A 17,785-nucleotide genomic window follows, 5' to 3' on the forward strand; every position below is an offset into this window, starting at 1 on the left:
TGTGTGAAGGAGCAGATTCGTCAAATGGAATTCTTACGCCAAACCAATATCGACTTCCTGGGCCGGCTCAAATTCGCCCTGGCCTTTTCGCTGACCATGATCGTGGCGGGCATCGTCTCCCTGCTGCTCAAGGGGGGCCCGCTTTACGGCATCGATTTTCTGGGCGGCACCGAAGTCAATGTCAAATTTCAAAACCCCCAGCAAACCGCGCAGGTGCGCCAGGCGCTGTCGGCGCAGGGGATCACCAAGGCGGAAATCAAGCAGTTTGGTGACCGCACGGATTTTCTCATTCGTGTGCAACAGCAGGAAAGCGGCACCCAAATTTCGGAGGGTATTCTTGCCGCCCTGCAGAAAGCCTTTCCCCATGACCCCCCTGCCTTGCAGTCGGTGGACAGCGTGGGACCGAAAATCGGGCAGGAGCTGCGCGATGCCGCAATTTGGGCCATCATCATTGCCCTGGGCCTGATTTTGATCTACATCAGTTTTCGCTTTGAGTTCGTCTTTGCAGTGGGCGCGGTGATCGCGCTCGTCCACGACGTGATGATCACGCTGGGGTTGTTTTCCCTCTTCAACATGGAGATCAACCTGGCGATTGTTGCTGCCTTTCTGACGCTGGTGGGCTACTCCCTCAATGACACCATCGTGGTTTACGACCGCATTCGCGAGAACATGGTTTTGCTGCGCCGGGAAGCCATGACCATCGAGAAGGTCGTCAACCTGAGCATCAATCAGACGTTGAGCCGCACCATCCTCACCTCCGGCACCACGCTGATCGTGGTGGTGATCCTGTTCCTCTTCGGCGGCGAAGTCATTCGCGGCTTTTCGTTCTGCATGCTGGCCGGCATCATCGTCGGAACATACTCCTCGATTTTTATCGCGGCGCCATTGGTGGTGGAGTGGTACCACCGCCACCAAACCGCCAAGATCAAGATGAAACCGGTGGGAGTGCGGTAAGCCCGCGCCTGCCCCCAACTGGCGCAGCCCTGAACCCATGACACGAGAGGTGTGACATGAATGTGCAGGAGAAGCAGGTGGGTGAGGTTGTGGTGCTGGAATTGTCGGGCAGAATCATGGGCGGCCCGGATGCCAGCCTGCTCAACGACAAGCTGCATGAGCTGATCGACAGGGGCAAGGTTCATATTGTTGCCGATATCGGCGGCGTGGAGTGGATGAACAGCTCGGGTTTGGGCATTCTGATCAGCGGGCTGACCACGATGCGCAACAACGGGGGGGAACTCAAACTCGTCCATGTCACCGAGCGCATCCAGAATCTGCTGATGATCACCAAATTGCTGACAGTTTTCGAGACCTATGAATCACTCGAGCAGGCGATTGCCAGTTTCCATTGAGCCCGCGGGCCTGCCGCTGTGCAGCCCGCCCTCTGCCGTTGTCCGGCCTGCAACCGCTTCGCCTCCATCCGTTGCTCACTTGCATTCATCTGTTCATCCTTGACTTCCCCGCATCCATGCCCGTTCAAGTCGTGATTGGCGCCCAGTGGGGTGATGAGGGCAAAGGCAAGATTATCGACCTGCTGAGCGAAAGCGCCGCAGTGGTGGCGCGCTATCAGGGTGGTGCCAATGCCGGTCACACCGTGGTTCATCGCGGCGAAAAATTTGTGTTGCATCTCATCCCCTCCGGCATTCTCCACCCTCACATCAAGTGTGTGCTGGGCAACGGGATGGTGATCGATCCCGTGGCGTTTCTCGCCGAGGTGAGCCTGCTGGAACAGCGCGGCCTCTCGCTCGCCGGTCGCCTGTTCATCAGCCATCGGGCCCATCTTGTCATGCCCTATCACAAGCTGCTCGACCAGAGCCGCGAAACGGCGAGTGAACTCGAACCGATCGGCACCACCGGCCGCGGCATCGGCCCGGCTTACGTCGACAAGGCGCTGCGCATGGGCATCCGTGTGGTCGATCTGCTCGATGCCGGCCTGCTGCGCCGGAAGATCGAACAAAATCTCCAGGAAAAAAACGCCCTGCTGAGCACGCTCTATGGTCACCCCCCGCTGGACCCGGATGATATTTTGCGTGAGTATCAGCACTTTGACGCCTTGCTCGACCCCTACATCACCGATACCGCCCGGCTGCTGCAGCAGAGCCTCGCCGCCGGCCAGCGGATCTTGTGCGAAGGCGCGCAGGGCACGCTGCTGGATCTCGATTTTGGCACCTATCCTTTTGTCACCTCCTCCAGCCCCACGGCTGGCGGCGCCTGCACCGGGTTGGGGATTGGCCCCACCACGATCGACGAAGTGCTGGGCGTGGTCAAGGCTTACACCACGCGTGTGGGCCGGGGCCCGCTGCCCACCGAAATTCCCGATGACAGTGGCATCGATTTGCGCCGGTTGGGCGCGGAGTTTGGCGCCACCACCGGCCGGCCGCGGCGATGCGGCTGGTTCGACGCAGTGGTGGCAAACTATGCCGTCCACATCAACGGGCTGGCGGCCTGGGCCGTGACCAAACTGGATGTGCTTGATACCCTGTCCGAAATCAAGGTGTGCGTGGCCTATCGCCATCGCGGCAGGGAGCTGCGGCATTTTCCCGCCGATTTGCAGGTCCTGGAGAATTGTGAGCCGGTTTATGAGACCCTGCCCGGTTGGTGCACACCCACCGGCGGCGCGCGCACCTTCAAAGAATTGCCCGCACGGGCGCAGGATTATTTGCGCCACCTGGAAAACCTGACCAAAACACCGGTGCGGATCGTCTCGGTGGGTGCCGAGCGGGAACAAATCCTGTGGCGCTGAATCCTGCTGTCTGCCGGTGGCGGTTTTCCCGGGGTTCCATCTTTCGGAGGTAGGTGAGATGCTGATGACCACCACAGACACCATCGAAGGCCGGAAAGTTGTCCGCTATCTCGGCATCGTCACCGGGGAAGCGGTCATTGGCTCGAATTTGGTGGATGATTTGTTCCGCGGCTTGCGCGGCATCGTCGGCGGCCGCACCAGCAAATACGAAAAGAACCTCGTCACTGCCCGCAGTCTGGCGCTCAAAGACATGCAGACCAATGCCGAGCAGCTTGGCGCCAACGCTGTCGTGGGGGTGGATTTGGATTATGAAGTCTTCAGCGTCGGCGAGACGATGATGATCGTCATTGCCAACGGCACCGCGGTGCAAGTGGAATAAACCCCGCCGCGCACGGCGGCGGGCAACCCTGGCCGGCCCCTCGGGCTTTCGTGCCGGTGATCTTCAACGAGTGTACCATGACCCGTGAACAAGCCTATCAATTGATGTGCGAATGGACCGCTTCCGACAGTCTGCGCAAGCACATGCTGGCCGTCGAAGCGGCCATGCGATTCTATGCGCGCAAATTCAACGAGGACGAACAAACCTGGGCGGTGGTTGGTCTGCTGCACGACATGGACTACGAGCGCCATCCCTCCAAAGAGGAGCATCCCTACCAAACGGTGAAGCTGTTGCGGGAGCGCGGCGAACCAGAAGCCATTTGCCGCGCCATTCTCGCGCACGCGGATTACACCGGCGTGCAGCCCGAAACGCTGATGGAAAAAACGATCCTGGCGGTCGACGAGCTGTGCGGTTTTCTCACCGCTGTGGCACTGGTGCGGCCCAATAAAAGCCTGCGGGAGGTCGAAGTCAGCTCGGTGAAGAAAAAGCTGAAAGACAAGGCCTTCGCGCGTCAGGTCAGCCGCGAGGATATCCTGCGTGGCGCCACATTGCTCAATCTCTCCCTGGACGAGCACATCGCCAATTGTCTGGAGGCGATGAAAAGCGTTGCCGCCGAGCTGGGGCTGCAGGGGGAGGCCAAAGCGACGGTCTCACCCGTCACCCCGGGGTGAGCAAAGCCGGGCTGCGGTGATGCCCCGGCCGCCACGTCACGGGTGTCATGCCGGGGCTGTTCGAGCAGCTCCAATTCATTCCGCCGGCCGGCGATATTTTGCCCTCCGATTCTCCAGCCTTAGAGAACATGGCGACCTTTGTCCTTGACCATGCCCCTCTGCCCTCCCGCCTGCCTGCTGCCGGTGGCAATGACTGCAACTGCCGCGGAAAACTTCTTGTTATTCGCCGGCACGTGCGCTATATTTTGCGGCCTCCAAAGCGCACGAGCTCAATATGATCTCGATTTTTGTGACAATCCCGCTTTTCGCCGCGGAGGTGAGAGGCGGGGAGGGGAGAGCAGAAATCTCCGCTATTTTCCGGAAAGATACATGAAGCGATTTTGCGTTGTCTGGCTGTTGCCGCTGCTGCTGGGAATCTCCTGGCTGGGGTGCACCACCTCCGCCACCAAAAAGAGTGGTGAAAAGAGCGTGCGTCGTGACCGCTCCATGGCGGCGGCCGATCCCCGGGCCGCCGAGCTGGTGATCCGCGGGGCGCTTGCCGAGTTGCAGGAAGACTACGCCGCGGCGCTCAACGCCTATCAGGAAGCCGCGGTCTATGACACTGCCTCCGCCTCCCTGATGAATGCCATTGGCGAAGCCTATTTGGCGCTGGGCAATCTCCCCACCGCCGAGCAGTCCTTCAAGCGTGCACTCCGTCTCGATCCCACTTACATTCCCGCGCGCGAGAATCTGGCGCATCTCTACCAACGGCAGGGCAGGAGCAGCGCGGCTGCCCGGGAGTACGAGACCATCCTGACGTTTGATCCGGAAAATGCCGCCGCCTTGTTCAATCTGGCGGCGCTCAGCATGGGGCAGCGCGATTCCCGCCGCGCTATCGAGATGCTGCAACGGCTGGTCGATCTCGGCAAGGCCGGTCCGCGCGAATGGCTGGCGCTCGGCACGCTCTATCTCAGCGAAAAAAACTATGATGAAGCCGAAGCCGCTTTTGCCTATTTCATCAAGGATGCGCCCGGCGAGGAACAGGGTTATCTCGCGGTGTCGTCGGTGTATGCCGCCCGGCAGGACACGCTGCGCCTGATCAACTGGTATGAAAAAGCGCTCGCCCGAAACGCCGAATTTCACCGCGTGCGCGACAGCCTCAAAGAAATTTTTCTCGCGCGTGGTGACCGCCGCCGTGCCATCGCGCTGATCGAGCAGCGCGCCGCGCTCGACAGCACGGATTTGGAAGCGCGTCTCGAACTGCACCAGCTCCATCTCGCCAACGGCGACACGCTGGCCGCGCGCGCCAGCCTCGACCAGGTGGTGCGTTCCTTGCATCAGCGCTGGCAGCGCGATTCCAGTGACGTCCGTCTCATGCTGCAACTGAGCGAGCTCTACCGGTTGCGCAATGATTCGCTGCAGGCCGCCGCCATGACCGACCGCGCCATCGCCGCGCTGCTGCGCAAAGTGACGGATGATTCCTCCGACATCGAGGACACCGAGATGCTCGGCCGGCTCTATCTCAGCCGCGGTGACACCGCCGGGGCGCAGGCCACCTACCAGCGCTGGGTTGCACGCGCGCCCGGGGATTTTCGCGGCTACCTGCTGCTCGGCCGGCTGTCCTACAACAACAAACAGTGGCAGCGGGCCGTGGATTATCTCGAACAGGCCCTCCAGATCGAAAACGCCCTGCCCGACGCCTGGATGATGCACGGGCATTCCAATCTGCTGCTGAATCGCACCGCGGAAGCGCAGCAGAGCTTCGAACGGGCGGTCGAGCTCGATCCCGGCAACCCGCTGGCCAATTTTTTTCTGGGTTTCTGCCTGAGCCAGTTGCGGCAGCATGAGCAGGCCCTGCCTTATCTGCGGCGGGCGGTCGCGCGCAATCCCGGCGAGGCGGGCTGGTGGGGCACGCTGGCCGCGACCCTGGATGAACTAGGCCGCCATGCCGCCTCGGATTCCGCCTATCAACATGCGCTCAAGCTCGCCCCCGAGGATGCGACACTGCTCAACAACTACAGCTATTCACTCTCCGTGCGTGGCGAACGTCTGGAAGAGGCGCTGACGATGGTGAAAAAAGCACTGGAAAAGGAGCCCGCCAACGGCGCCTTTCTCGACACCATCGGCTGGGTGTATTACCAGATGGGAAAATACGAGCTGGCCCTGGAATACATTCAAAAATCCGTGGCCGTGCGTGACAACTCCGCAGAGGTGCTGGAGCATCTCGGCGACGTGTATGACAAGCTCGGCCAACCCGAACGGGCACGTGAATACTGGCAAAAAGCGCTCGAGCTGGAACGTGACCGCGCCAGTGTGAGACAAAAGTTGGGCGTCAGCCGGGACAAACCATGAGCCCGCTTCGTTTCCCGGCAGGTGGCACGCGCCGCACCGGTTTCACCCTGCTGTTCGGCAGTCTGCTGCTGCAGGGGTGCGCGGCCCTGTCCACCTCCCGCAAGCCCGCCGTGTCCGCCACGGCCGCCGAAGTCTACTTGCAGGTGGTGGAGAACTATCGCCGGGTCAAGTCCTTTCGTGGCACCGGCCGCTTGATCATCGACACGCCCGGGCTGCAAACGCATGCACCCGCCACCGTGCTGGTGCGCAAACCGGACTCCATGTTCATCAAACTCGAAGCCGTGTTCGGCATCGATGTCGGTTTCTTCTTCGCCGATGGCCACCGCTTCGAAACCTACTCGCCGCTGGAAAACACCTATTTTTATGGCGACCTCGGCGGCATGCAGGCACTGTTGTTGTTTCAGATGGAAATCACCTACGACGAGTTGATGAGCAGCGCCGTCGGCACCATCCTGCCGCCTTTCGACAGCACTTTCACGATGACCCCGGCAGAGGGGGCTTATCGGTTTGATGGCCGGCGCGGACAGTGGCAGGTGACGTACTGGGTCGACGGCAGCCGCGGCGCCGTGACCCTGGCCGAGCAGCGCGATGAAAACGGCTTGTATGCCCGGCAGACCTTTCGCAGTTTCCGCAAGGTGGAGGGCGTCTGGCTGCCGCGTCTGATTCAGATCGACAAGCCGCGACTGCGCGAGCGCCTGACCCTGTTTTATGACGAGGTGAGGCTCAACCGCAACCTGGCACAGGCAGACTTCAGTATGCGCGTGCCGGCTTCCGCCAGGCGCATCCGAGTGACTCAACCCGCTGATGATGCCGCCGGCCAACCGGACAGCAAGCCATGAATGATTCTCCCGAGACTGCCGAGCAACCCGTGCCGCGGCGCCGGCGTTCTTCGCGCCATCGTCGCCGCCAGCCAAAAGCGAGCCAGGCGGGCGCAGCAGAGAATTCCGCCACCGCTCCCCCGCCGCCCAATTCCCCGGCCGCCGGCGAACTCCAAAAAAAACGGCCGCACCGCCGGGAACTTGGCCGCGAGCCCGCCGGGAAACCCACGCTCTCCGTGGTGGTGCCGTTGTACAACGAAGCGCCGTCACTCGCCGAGCTGCATGAGCGCATTGCCGCTGCGCTGCAGGAACTCGACCTGTCCGCCGAAATCATCTTTGTGGACGACGGCTCGACCGACGGCTCGTTCGAAGTGTTGCAGAACCTGCGCCGCCGCGATGCGCGCGTGCGGGTGTTGCAGTTCCGCCGCAATTATGGCAAGTCCGCCGCGCTGGCGGCGGCCTTCAGCCGGGCGCGCGGCCGCTTTCTCATCACCATGGACGCCGACCTGCAGGACGATCCCGCCGAGATGAAGGCGCTTTTGGAAAAACTCGAAACCGGCTATGACCTCATCTCCGGCTGGAAACGCCGGCGCTATGATTCTTTCATCAAACGCGTCACCTCGAAAATCTTCAACCGTGTCACCGGCAGCCTCACCGGCCTGCGGATTCATGACATCAACTGCGGCCTGAAGGCCTACCGCCGCGAAGTCACGCAAACCATCCCGGTGTATGGCGAACTGCACCGCTACCTCGCCGTGCTGGCGCATCGTGAGGGCTTTCGCGTCGGCGAAATCGAAGTCAAGCACCATCCGCGCAAATATGGCAAGAGCAAATTCGGGCCCTCGCGTTTTACCAAAGGCTTTTTGGATTTGTTGACCGTGCTGTTTCTCACACGCTACACCAAGCGGCCGCTGCATCTCTTTGGCCTGGCCGGGATCATTTCCTTCCTGCTGGGCTTCGGGGTGACCGCCTACCTGGCGGTCGAGCGGCTGTTCTGGTCGGTTTATCTCACCAATCGGCCGCTGTTGTTTCTCGGCATTTTGCTGATGATCATCGGCGTGCAAATGTTTTCCATCGGCCTGCTCGGCGAGATGATCACCGCCACCAGCGCGCCGACGACGGCTTATTCCATCAAGGCGGAGCTGGGCTTTTCTGCCGAGCGGCAATGATGCGCCGGCGCCGCCATGCCCCGCCGGCCGCCTGTGCGAATGCCCAGGATTCATGCCCGCGCTGCTCATGACTGCATCGTACCATCCCGACCCGCAAACCTCCAAGCCCCTGGTCTGGATCGTCATCGTCAACTGGAACGGCAAGGCCGATACCCTCAACTGCCTGGCCTCGTTGCGCCGGATCACCTATCAACCCCATCTGGTGCTGGTGATCGACAATGCCTCGACCGACGGCAGCGTGGCGGCCATCCGCGAGGCTTTCCCCGAGGTGCGGATTTTGGCCAACGCGCGCAACGAGCGTTATGCGCGCGCCAACAATCAGGGCATTGAGCTCGCGCTGGCAGCCGGCGCGGAATTCGTGCTGCTGCTCAACAACGACACCGAAGTGGCGCCGGATTTTCTCGATCATCTCGTGCTGGCCGCGCTGTTTCGCCGGGAAGTCGGCATGGTCGGACCCAAAATCTATTATCATCAGCAGCCGCAGCTCATCTGGTTTGCCGGCGGCAAGATCAACTGGTGGAGCGGGCGCATCTACCATCTCGGCCTGCGCCAGATCGATCACGCCTCGCTGGCCGCGCCGCAAGCAGTGGACTATCTCACCGGCTGTGCCCTGCTGGTGCGCCGCGCCTGTGTGGAAAAAATCGGCCTGCTCGACGAAGCCTATCACATGTATGCGGAAGACGCGGACTGGTGCCAGCGGGCGCGCCAGGCCGGCTTCCTCTGCCTGTATCAGCCGGAGGCCCGGGTCTGGCACAAGATCAGTGCCAGCACTAGCGCGAGCTATAAAATCTACCACAAAGTGCTCGGCAATTTTCGGTTCTATCGCAAATATGCCCGCTGGTATCACTGGCTGACCATTCCCTTCGGCGTGGCCTGTGGTGCGTTGCATGAAATCCTTCGGCTGGCTCTCACCCGGCCCCGTCAGGCGGATGAACTGGCGGCTGCCCTGGCGCGCGGCTTCCGCGATGCGCTGTTGCGCCGGCAGGCATCCCCTTAAAACTTTTTTCCCAGCCCCTTCGTCCAATCCGGTGGACCAAAGCAGCGCTTGCCCGGGTCGGGCAGGAGCGCCTCACGCAGCAAAACGGCGGTTCTTATGACAGATGCGGACCTGATCGCCAGATTTGTCAAAGGTGATGTCAATGCCTTCAACACCCTGGTGTGGCGTTGGCAAAAGACAATCTACAATTTTGTGCTCCGGTACGTCGGCAACCGTGAGGAAGCGCATGACCTGACCCAGCAGGTGTTCATGCGCGTCCATCGCAGCCTGCCGCGGCTCAACAAGCCAGCCAGCTTTTCGACCTGGATTCATCAGATCGCCGCCAATCTCTGCCGGGATTGGATCAAGCAGCGCCGCCGGCGGCCGGCAGTCTCCCTGGAGAATTTGCAGGAAAACGGCGCGGCCGATCTGCACAAGCATCCGGCGCTCACCCTGTTTCCGGAAGCCAGCCAACATCCCGACCGCATCGTCAGCCGCAATCAACTGCGCGAACTCATCGAAAAAGCGCTGCAGGAAATTCCCGAGGAGCAACGCGTGGTGGTGATCATGAAGGAGTATCAAGGCCTGAAGTTCACTGAAATCGCCGAGGTCTTGGGCGCGCCGGTGAATACGGTCAAATCCCGGCTGTACTATGGCCTCTCCGCCCTGCGCAAAGTCCTGGCTCGTTGGCAACTTGATGATGAGGTGCTGCACTATGAGATGTGAGGATACCAAACTCGCGATGATGGACCTGCTCCACGACGAGATCGATGTCGAGAGCGGGCGGTTGCTTCGCACTCATCTCGCCCATTGCGAAGCCTGCCGCCGGGAATACGAAGAGCTCAGCCGGGCCAGCCTCGCCCTGCATGCCTGGCCGCCGGAGAACCCGCCGGCGGACTTGGTGTTCGTCCACCCGCGCACCAGTTGGCTGACTGCTCTGAAGCAGCTCATCCTGCCCGAAGGTGCGCCGCTGGCAGCGCGTCTGGCCGTGGGCTTCACCGGCGCCCTGGTCGCGGCCCTGGTGACCAGTGCGCTGCTCAATCTCGAGATCCGTTATCGTGACGGGGAATTCACTTGGCGCAGCAGCCTGACGCCGCACCGCACCGTGGAACTGACCGAACAGTTCAAGCAGGAAGTGACCGAGCAGTTGCGCCGGGAAAACCGTGAACTCGTTGCCCAGCTCGTGCAGGCGCATTATCAGGAACAACAGGCTGAGTTCGATCGCACCCTGGTCAGTCTGGCCACTGAATTCAACCGTCAGCGCCAGCAGGATATCCTCCTGCTCGGCCACGGCCTGGAAAAAATCGAACAAAACACCGCCCAACGTTTGCGCCAAACGGATCGCATCCTGGACCAACTGCTGCTGCGCGTGGGCAGTATTCCGCCCAGCCCTTGAGAAACCCGGTGGGGCTTGGCGCAAGGTGACAGAGACCGCGAAATTGCCGCGGCCGGCGAATCAATTGCCGCGCAAATGTCTGCCGGCAGATAAAGAAGTTTGTGCTGGATTTTCATCGTGAAGGGTGTGCAGAGGCACATGACAATTTCCCCGGGAGGAAACAGCACGAGGTTGAACGGCGACCGCCCGACGGAGCGGGTTGCAGCCCGGACTTGATGAGATTGAAACGAGTATGAGAGGGAAAAGACTGCTCTCCCTGCTGCTGCCAGCCGCGCTGGCGACCAGTCCCCCTGACGCTTTGCAGGCGCAAAAGCTGGTGCGCATGCCCGCCGGCCTGCAACGCGACATGGAGATCCTGGAGCTGGTGCTCGACCGTTTGCTGGAAGTGCAATCCGCGCAGGCCTTGCATTGGCGCGAACCCGTCACCCGGGCGACTTATTTGCCCGGCTTTGGCGTGCTCTTTAAAGTGCCGGCCCCCTCCGGCAATTTTGCCTTCTTCAAGTGGGAGCAAGAACACTCCGACTTTGCCGGGCAGCCGGAGTATTACAGCGCGCAGACCGGCACCCCGCGACAGAACAACCGTGCGGCAGCCGCGGCTGCCGATGAAGAGGCGCTGGTTGATTTTTTCACCGAGTGGGCGGATGCCCTCGAACAGTTGGGTGCGCAGGAGCAAATTGCGGTTTATCGCGAAGCCGGGCCGGCATGGTCCGTTTCCCTGCAATTGGGCGGAGAGCCCGTCCGGCAGTTCGAGAGCCGGCCCGGGGAGTTGCTGGCGCGGGTGCGCAAGCCGGATCTCGATGCCCTGCGCGCCGGAACGTTGAGCCGCGCGCAATTCCGCAGCCGCATTCAGCAACAGCGTTTGCCCGAACGGGAAACCGCCCTGGCAACCATCGCGGCGGCACTTGAGCGAACGCTCGCCAACCGGCCGGGAGAGGCGCGCAGCATTTATCTGGAGAATTACGGCGTGGTGTTCTTCACCAATGCCCGCCTGGGACGAAGCTTCGACGAAAATTTTTGGCAGGATTTGAGCGCCGCCGCGCAAGAGCAGTCCGCCGCCTTCGAGGAATTCAAAACCGCTTCGCAAGTGATGGCGGAGTTGAAACGCCGGATGGAACGCCACGCGCAAAGGATGCAAGCGCTGGTCGCCGAGCGCCGTCAAAGCTGGCTGGCGGAATATGGCCGGCTGCGCGTGCAGCTGGCGGAAACGCTGGCCGATCAAAGCAGGGCCTTGCCCCGCCTCGCGCCGCAGGAGTGGCTGGTGATTGCCACCGACCTGCCAGATGCCCCACCCGATTCACCCGGCCAGTTGATTTGCCGGCTGCGCAAGCAGGATGCCGACGATTTTGCCGCGCACAGAATCTCGCGCGAGCAATTGCTGAAAAGGGTCATTTATTCCGAAAACTGACCACGGCCTGCCTCCCGTGGCAAAGGAATAGTGCCCGCATCAAACCCAAAAATTCGCCCTCGAAAGCGAACTCCCACGAAAAAACATTTTCGTGGGAGTTCATTTGCGTGGGCGAAAACATGAGTCGCTGTCAACATCAAACGCAAACATTCCGCCCTCGGAAGCGAAGTCCCACAAAAAAACATTTTCGCGGGCGAGGGGCCATGACGCCTTAAAATTGTTTTGCCCGCGTGCCGTGGTGCAATTCACGCGCACAAATCAACACAAAATCATCCGCCGGCGCCGCGTTGCGTCGCACCGCCCGCCATGACAATGCCGCATGCTCACAGAAATGCCGCCCTCTCAAATTGTTTGCGAGCGTGCGGCCTCAATATTTGGCCAGCCGCCAGCACAGCCGCATCGGCCTCTGAATCACCACCCCGGCAATTCCAACCTTTGCAGTCTCGCCATCGATTTCGAGTTTCCAAAACTGGCGCTGGCGCGACTCGGCTTTGAAGCCGGCAATGCCCGTCACAAATCGGCGGGTGAAATCGGCATAATCCATTTTGAACAGCCGCTCCATCAGATCGCGGCCATTGGTGCCCGGTGCCACCTGCAACCGCGCCTCGAGATGATTGGACGAGTCGGCAAGGATTTCCACCACCACGGCCACACCGCTGCCGCTTTGCGCCGCGGCCGTCAGCGTGCCCCCCGCCAGCAGTCCCCATCCCAGGCATACGAACCACACGAGGGTTTGCATGTGCTCTCCTTTGCTTGAATGGCAGGCGGCAAGATAACGCAACGCCCCGCCAGTTGCAACCTTTGACATTACGCCGCCGCCATTGTATATTGCCGCCGGTTGGCAGGCAACAGCCGCAGACATCAGCACACGAGGCCGAGATGCCCCTTACCCCAACAACCGGCAACCGGCGCGAACGCTTGCGCGCCATGATTCTCACCAGCTTGTTCACCGCGCTCACCGCATTCGGTGCCTTCCTCCGTATTCCCCTGCCGCTGGTGCCGTTGAGCCTGCAGGATTTCTTCGTGCTGCTCTCCGGCAGCCTGCTCGGCCCCGTTTTCGGCTGTCTCAGCCAGTTGCTTTATCTCGGTCTGGGACTCGCCGGCCTGCCGGTCTTCACGCAGGGCGGCGGCCCGGCTTATGTGCTGCAGCCGACGTTTGGCTATCTGCTCGGCTTTCCGCCCGCCAGTTTCCTCACCGGCATTTTGATTCACGGCCGCTCCGGCGGCGGCCGGCAGCTTCCCGCCCTGCCCCTCCCCCGCCTGCTGCTGGCTTATGCCGCCGGCATGGCTGCGATTTTTACACTCGGCATCGGGTATCTCTGGCTGAATGCCAGATTCGTTTTGGGAAGCGGCCTGACTTTGACCCAGGCGTTGTGGACCGGCGGCCTGATTTTCCTGCCCGGCAGCCTCGTTAAGCTCGGTGCACTCAGCATGCTCTACCGGTTGTTGCAGACGCGTTTGACGGTTGCCCCACCCCATCTCTGAGGAGTCATGTGCACATGGCAGAATTCATTCTTGGTATTGAAGGCGGCGGCACGGCGCTGAGCGGCTGCCTGCTGCGCGGCGACGGCGTCATTTTGGCCTGTGCCCAGGCGGAACCGGTGATCTATGCGCAAGTGCGCGGCGGCATCAGCCAGCCGATTCTGCAGTTGCTGCGCCGTCTGCAGCAACAGGCACAGCTTCCGCCGCAACCCGTTGACTTCGCCGGCGTGTGTTCGACCGGCATCGGCCGCGCCACCGACCGCCAAATTGTGAGCGAAGCGCTGGCGGCAGTGAACCTCGCGCGCCATCTCACGGTGGACAGCGACGCCATGAGCGCGCTCACCGGCGCCTTTGCCGGCGCGCCCGGCATCATCGTGGCGGCCGGCACCGGCTCCTTTGCCTTTGCCCGCACCGGAGAGGGACAGTTCGTGCGCGTCGGCGGCTGGGGATACCTGCTGGGCGATGAAGGCAGCGGCTTTGCCCTGGCACGCAACGCCATCAATGCCGCCCTGCAGGATTGGGACGGCCGCGGCGAGGCCACCAGTCTGCGCCGGGTGTTCGAACGACATTTTGAGGTGGAAAGCATCGAGCTGAGCATCAGCAAGATTTATCAACCCGGTTTCGATCGCGGCCACATGGCAAAGCTCGCGCCCCTGGTTTTTGCGGAAGCCGAGGCCGGTGACGCCGTGGCGCAGCGCCTGATCGCCGAGACCGGCTTCGCGCTCGGCCTGCATGCCCGCGCCGCGCTGGCCAGGTTTCACACGCAACAAACCATTCCCCTGGCGCTGCTTGGCGGACTCTTCCATCGCCGCGAGCTGCTGCTGCCCTCCTTCTGGCAGGCGCTCGGCGCCGCGCAGGCGCGCCTGCGACTGGTCGAGCCCCGTTTCCCGCCGGTGATCGGTGGAGCCTTGCTCGCGCTATTGCAGGCCGGCCGCACGCTCGATGAAACTTTTCTCGGCAGGCTCGAACAATCCCGCCGCCATTTCAACATATGAAGACCTGCTGCAAGATATTTTGAAAAGGCGCGGGCTGCCGGCCCAATGTCACCAACTTTGCAGGCAAAGCAAAAACTCTCCGGCCAGGAGGCGAGTCCGCAGAGGTTTTGCAAAGATTTTCAAACCGCAAAACCCACCAGGAGAACGAGGGAAAATTTTGTGGCCTTTGTCATCTTGGTACTGACGCGACTCGTGTTTGTAATGCCTCAGTCACGTGCGGAGAAGCAGCACAGCCCTCTCGTCTGCCTGCAGACCGGCAATCTGTGCAACGGCATTTTCCTGGCAACGTCATGCCGACATCTTGTCGGCATCCAGTCTTGGCAATACCACAAGGGGGTATGATGAACGCTTCCGCTCTCCCCTACATCCCGCGTCCAAATTTGGAAGAAGATGTGAGACCTTTCCTCCTCGCCAATCTCACCCCGCGGCCCAGTACCACCAAGGCCTTGTTGCTCAGCGGCAAAAAAGGCATTGGCAAAAAAACTCTGCTCGCTCGCCTCCTGCAGCAGGAAACGCAGCTCAGCCGGTATACCAGCTTCATTTTGGATCTGAACAAACAGTCTTTGTATGATACTGCGAAACGGGATCGCGGGCTGCACCAGAAAGCTTTCGACAGCGCCACCGAAATTGCAGCAGAAGCCAGTCCCTTCCTGCTGCAGGTGGTTTGGATCATCTTTCAGAACTTTGCAAAAGACCTGATCTTCCCCGCGAAATCACCCAAAACTTTCGAGACTCTCGCAGAGGTCGAGGACGCCATTTTTGCGCTGGCCGAAGAAAAACCGCTGCTGTTGCATATTGAAAATTTTAATGACCAGGATCCTGAGCACGCGCGCACCCTCGCTCATCTCGTGAATGAAGGCTATCTGCGAAAATCGGCCTGGGTGATTGCCATACTCACCCATGAAGAGCAAGTGGATGACCAGAACCCCTCAAAAAATATCCGGCGCTTTCTCAGAAACGATGATCACTTGCGCTGCTTTGCCGTCCCGGCGCTTGCAAAAGACGCCTGCGTGACCAGGCTGGCAGCTTGCGGACTGTCGCCGGAATGGGCGCAAACCCTTCATAACTTTTCCGCGGGTCATCCCGGCCTCATGAATTCTCTCTGGCAACTTCTACAGGAAGAAGGCATTCTAGATCGAACTGGAACGGATAAATGGAACGCCCGGGACGACCCTCAGCCCCTTCTCCCGGCGGATTTGGCGCGCCGGGGTCTGCAGCGTCTGATTGCGCAGCGTTGCCCACAACTTTCACCGCCGTTCGATGCTTATTTGCTGGATGGCCTGTTCATGGCGGCGGCCATGGGAGAAACCTTCCTGCCCCAGGCCGTTGCCGAAACGGTGATTCCGGCTGAGCGCAAACACAGCGATGAGGAAATCGGAGCGTGGGAGGATACGTGGTATGAATTTTTGGAAGCCGGCGATGAAACCTCCCCTCCCATGGCCAAACCCATGCAGGAAAACGGTCGGAATAAAACCATATCAGGCGCCAATAACCGCCTCTTTTTTGTCCATGCGTTCGAGGATCAAAAGTGGAAATACCTGTTGAGCCACATCGCCCGACAAATGTGCGATCCGCTGGCGTGCAACCGTCCGTTTTACGAAAGCCTGGCGCAACTGGAAGACTGGTTGCAGAGGTGGTTTCAGGAAAATTGGCTGCTGGCCCTGCCTTATCGCATCGCCGTCAATCGCACCCTCTGGCGATTCGATTTGGCGGCATCGTTGGAGAAACAACTGCGCCGGCATCATTTGCTGACCGAACTTCCGCCAAAGATCAACCAAGAACGCCAACGGGTGGCAACCGGCGCCGCGGCAGGAACCTTGTATCAGCTTCTTTTGTGGTATGGCGAGGTATTACGCGATTGCGGTGAGTATCCCACAGCGCTTGAAATTGTCTTGGAAGCGCAGCAATTGGTCGATCAACATAAAGTCACCCTCAGCGAATTGGAACTTGCCTCGCTTTTAGATTTTCTTGCTCGATGTTATCATGATAATGGTCATTATGCCGCGGCCGAGCCGCTGTATCGCCGCGCGCTGGGAATTTACGAGCAGCACCTGGGCCCCGAGCATCCGGAGGTCGCGAGGAGTTTGAACAATTTGGGGATGTTGCTCCAAGATCAGGGCCACTATGCCGCGGCCGAGCCGCTGTTTCGCCGCAGCCTGAAGATTCTTGAGCAGCACTTGGGCCCCGAGCATCCGCACACCCGGACCGTGCGGAAGAACTATGAATTGCTACTCGCCAAGATGGCCGCCCCTCAGTCCCGCTAGGGACGACCTGTTTATAGCCCAGGAATTATTCAACCCTCCCAGCCCCGGCGAGGCGGCCTGTTCCTCGCTCCGCTGGAGCTGTTTGTGCCTCGGCCTGAAGATGAGAGATGGCCGCCCCTCAGTCCCGCTAGGGACGACCTGTTTATAGCCCGTTAGGGACGCCCTGTTTGTAGCACAGGAATTATTCAACCATCCCAGCCCCATCGGGGCGACCTGTATCATCTCAACACGGAACAGAACCACCAATGGCCAACACCTACACCCAAATCTACATTCATGTGGTCTTTGCCGTACAAGGCCGGCAGAATCTTCTCCAACCGGAACATAAGGAAGAGCTGCATAAATACATCACTGGCATTGTACGCAACCGAGGCCAAAAACTCATCGCCATCAACAGCATGCCCGATCATGTCCACCTGCTCATTGGCTTGAAGCCCAGCATCGCCTTGTCGGATCTGGTACGTGACATCAAGGCAGCCTCCTCCGGATTTATCAACGAGAAGAAATGGGTGCGAGGCCGCTTCAACTGGCAGGAAGGCTTCGGTGCATTTTCCTACAGCCATTCGCAGGTGGATCGGGTGGTGAAATACATCAACACCCAGGAGCAACATCACACCAGGAAATCATTCAAAGCCGAATACCTGGAATTGCTCAAAAAATTTGAAATCGAGTATGACGAGAAATATGTGTTTGATTGGATCGCCGCGGGCGTGGGCCGCTCCTCCGGAGCTTGAATTTTGTGGGTTGGACGGAGCTATAAACAGGCCGCTCCGCTGGAGCTGTATCGCCGCCGCCTGAGGATTTTCGAGCCGCCTTTGGGTCGGAGCATCCCCACACCCAAACAGTGCGAGAGAACTATGAATTTCTACTCGCCAAGATGGACGCCCTTCAGTCCCGCTAGGGACGACCTGTTTATAGCACAGGAATTATTCAACCATCCCAGCCCCATCGGGGCGACCTGTTCCTCGCTCCGCTGGAGATGTTTTCGCCGCGGGCATGGGCCGCTCCTCCGGGTATCCCCTCGGTGAACCACATCTTTCCTCTTGGTGAATCGCTGCGTATCTTTGCGCAAAATTCACCAGGAGGAGTCCCATGTGGTCTCGCAGACGGCGGGTGTGTCCCGCGGCGCGTCTTGCCCTCATCAAAAAGTATCTCGCCA

At 60.4% G+C, this 17,785-nt stretch carries 17 protein-coding genes; 16 read left to right on the forward strand and 1 reads right to left on the reverse strand.

All coding sequences use genetic code 11. The features are described from left to right. The first annotated feature begins 24 nt into the window (after nucleotides 1-24). The 12 genes from secF (at nucleotide 25) to ONB52_21830 (ending at nucleotide 11,885) form a co-directional block, all read left to right on the forward strand. A complete protein-coding gene (gene secF, locus ONB52_21775) occupies nucleotides 25-954 on the forward strand; it encodes a protein translocase subunit SecF (GenBank protein ID MDZ7418762.1) in 930 nt (309 codons plus the stop codon). A 56-nt stretch (nucleotides 955-1,010) separates the two neighbouring features. Next, nucleotides 1,011-1,349 carry an STAS domain-containing protein gene (locus tag ONB52_21780; GenBank protein MDZ7418763.1) on the forward strand — a complete coding sequence of 113 codons (339 nt, stop codon included), beginning with the start codon at nucleotides 1,011-1,013 and terminating at the stop codon, nucleotides 1,347-1,349. 116 nt (nucleotides 1,350-1,465) lie between these two features. Next, the gene (locus ONB52_21785) at nucleotides 1,466-2,740 is read left to right on the forward strand and encodes an adenylosuccinate synthase (protein MDZ7418764.1); all 1,275 of its coding nucleotides are present in this window, start codon (nucleotides 1,466-1,468) and stop codon (nucleotides 2,738-2,740) included. Nucleotides 2,741-2,798: 58 nt separating this feature from the next. Continuing rightward, nucleotides 2,799-3,119, forward strand: a complete 321-nt coding sequence (locus ONB52_21790) for a heavy metal-binding domain-containing protein (protein MDZ7418765.1) — start codon at nucleotides 2,799-2,801, stop codon at nucleotides 3,117-3,119. A 77-nt stretch (nucleotides 3,120-3,196) separates the two neighbouring features. Beyond that, on the forward strand, nucleotides 3,197-3,790 hold the full coding sequence (locus ONB52_21795; GenBank protein ID MDZ7418766.1) for an HD domain-containing protein: 594 nt from the start codon (nucleotides 3,197-3,199) through the stop codon (nucleotides 3,788-3,790). A gap of 369 nt (nucleotides 3,791-4,159) precedes the next feature. Next, on the forward strand, nucleotides 4,160-6,121 hold the full coding sequence (locus ONB52_21800) for a tetratricopeptide repeat protein (GenBank protein ID MDZ7418767.1): 1,962 nt from the start codon (nucleotides 4,160-4,162) through the stop codon (nucleotides 6,119-6,121). Further along, nucleotides 6,118-6,960: a DUF4292 domain-containing protein gene (locus ONB52_21805; protein MDZ7418768.1), complete on the forward strand. Its 843-nt coding sequence runs from the start codon at nucleotides 6,118-6,120 to the stop codon at nucleotides 6,958-6,960. Before ONB52_21800 ends, ONB52_21805 begins: the two co-directional genes overlap by 4 nt. Further along, on the forward strand, nucleotides 6,957-8,108 hold the full coding sequence (locus ONB52_21810; protein MDZ7418769.1) for a glycosyltransferase family 2 protein: 1,152 nt from the start codon (nucleotides 6,957-6,959) through the stop codon (nucleotides 8,106-8,108). The genes ONB52_21805 and ONB52_21810 overlap by 4 nt, the downstream gene beginning before the upstream one ends. A gap of 67 nt (nucleotides 8,109-8,175) precedes the next feature. Next, nucleotides 8,176-9,105: a glycosyltransferase family 2 protein gene (locus ONB52_21815; GenBank protein MDZ7418770.1), complete on the forward strand. Its 930-nt coding sequence runs from the start codon at nucleotides 8,176-8,178 to the stop codon at nucleotides 9,103-9,105. 96 nt (nucleotides 9,106-9,201) lie between these two features. After that, the gene (locus ONB52_21820; GenBank protein MDZ7418771.1) at nucleotides 9,202-9,810 is read left to right on the forward strand and encodes a sigma-70 family RNA polymerase sigma factor; all 609 of its coding nucleotides are present in this window, start codon (nucleotides 9,202-9,204) and stop codon (nucleotides 9,808-9,810) included. Continuing rightward, nucleotides 9,800-10,480 (forward strand): zf-HC2 domain-containing protein, encoded by a 681-nt coding sequence (locus ONB52_21825; GenBank protein ID MDZ7418772.1) that lies wholly within the window; start codon nucleotides 9,800-9,802, stop codon nucleotides 10,478-10,480. The genes ONB52_21820 and ONB52_21825 overlap by 11 nt, the downstream gene beginning before the upstream one ends. Nucleotides 10,481-10,712: 232 nt before the next feature. Beyond that, entirely contained in the window at nucleotides 10,713-11,885 is a 1,173-nt protein-coding gene (locus ONB52_21830; protein MDZ7418773.1) for a hypothetical protein, read from the forward strand. 367 nt (nucleotides 11,886-12,252) lie between these two features. Here the strand turns inward: ONB52_21830 and ONB52_21835 are convergent, their stop codons facing one another. Next, a complete protein-coding gene (locus ONB52_21835) occupies nucleotides 12,253-12,624 on the reverse strand; it encodes a DUF4430 domain-containing protein (GenBank protein MDZ7418774.1) in 372 nt (123 codons plus the stop codon). 140 nt (nucleotides 12,625-12,764) lie between these two features. Here ONB52_21835 and ONB52_21840 point away from each other — a divergent pair, with 140 nt between their 5' ends. The 4 genes from ONB52_21840 (at nucleotide 12,765) to tnpA (ending at nucleotide 17,360) form a co-directional block, all read left to right on the forward strand. Next, nucleotides 12,765-13,370 (forward strand): biotin transporter BioY, encoded by a 606-nt coding sequence (locus ONB52_21840; protein MDZ7418775.1) that lies wholly within the window; start codon nucleotides 12,765-12,767, stop codon nucleotides 13,368-13,370. 14 nt (nucleotides 13,371-13,384) lie between these two features. Next, nucleotides 13,385-14,362: a hypothetical protein gene (locus ONB52_21845; protein MDZ7418776.1), complete on the forward strand. Its 978-nt coding sequence runs from the start codon at nucleotides 13,385-13,387 to the stop codon at nucleotides 14,360-14,362. Between the two features lie 263 nt (nucleotides 14,363-14,625). Then, the gene (locus ONB52_21850; protein ID MDZ7418777.1) at nucleotides 14,626-16,626 is read left to right on the forward strand and encodes a tetratricopeptide repeat protein; all 2,001 of its coding nucleotides are present in this window, start codon (nucleotides 14,626-14,628) and stop codon (nucleotides 16,624-16,626) included. Nucleotides 16,627-16,871: 245 nt separating this feature from the next. Continuing rightward, nucleotides 16,872-17,360 carry an IS200/IS605 family transposase gene (tnpA, locus tag ONB52_21855; protein ID MDZ7418778.1) on the forward strand — a complete coding sequence of 163 codons (489 nt, stop codon included), beginning with the start codon at nucleotides 16,872-16,874 and terminating at the stop codon, nucleotides 17,358-17,360. The last annotated feature ends 425 nt before the right edge of the window (nucleotides 17,361-17,785 follow it).

The organism is candidate division KSB1 bacterium, from assembly GCA_034506255.1.
Lineage (GTDB): Bacteria > Zhuqueibacterota > Zhuqueibacteria > Zhuqueibacterales > Zhuqueibacteraceae > Coneutiohabitans > Coneutiohabitans thermophilus.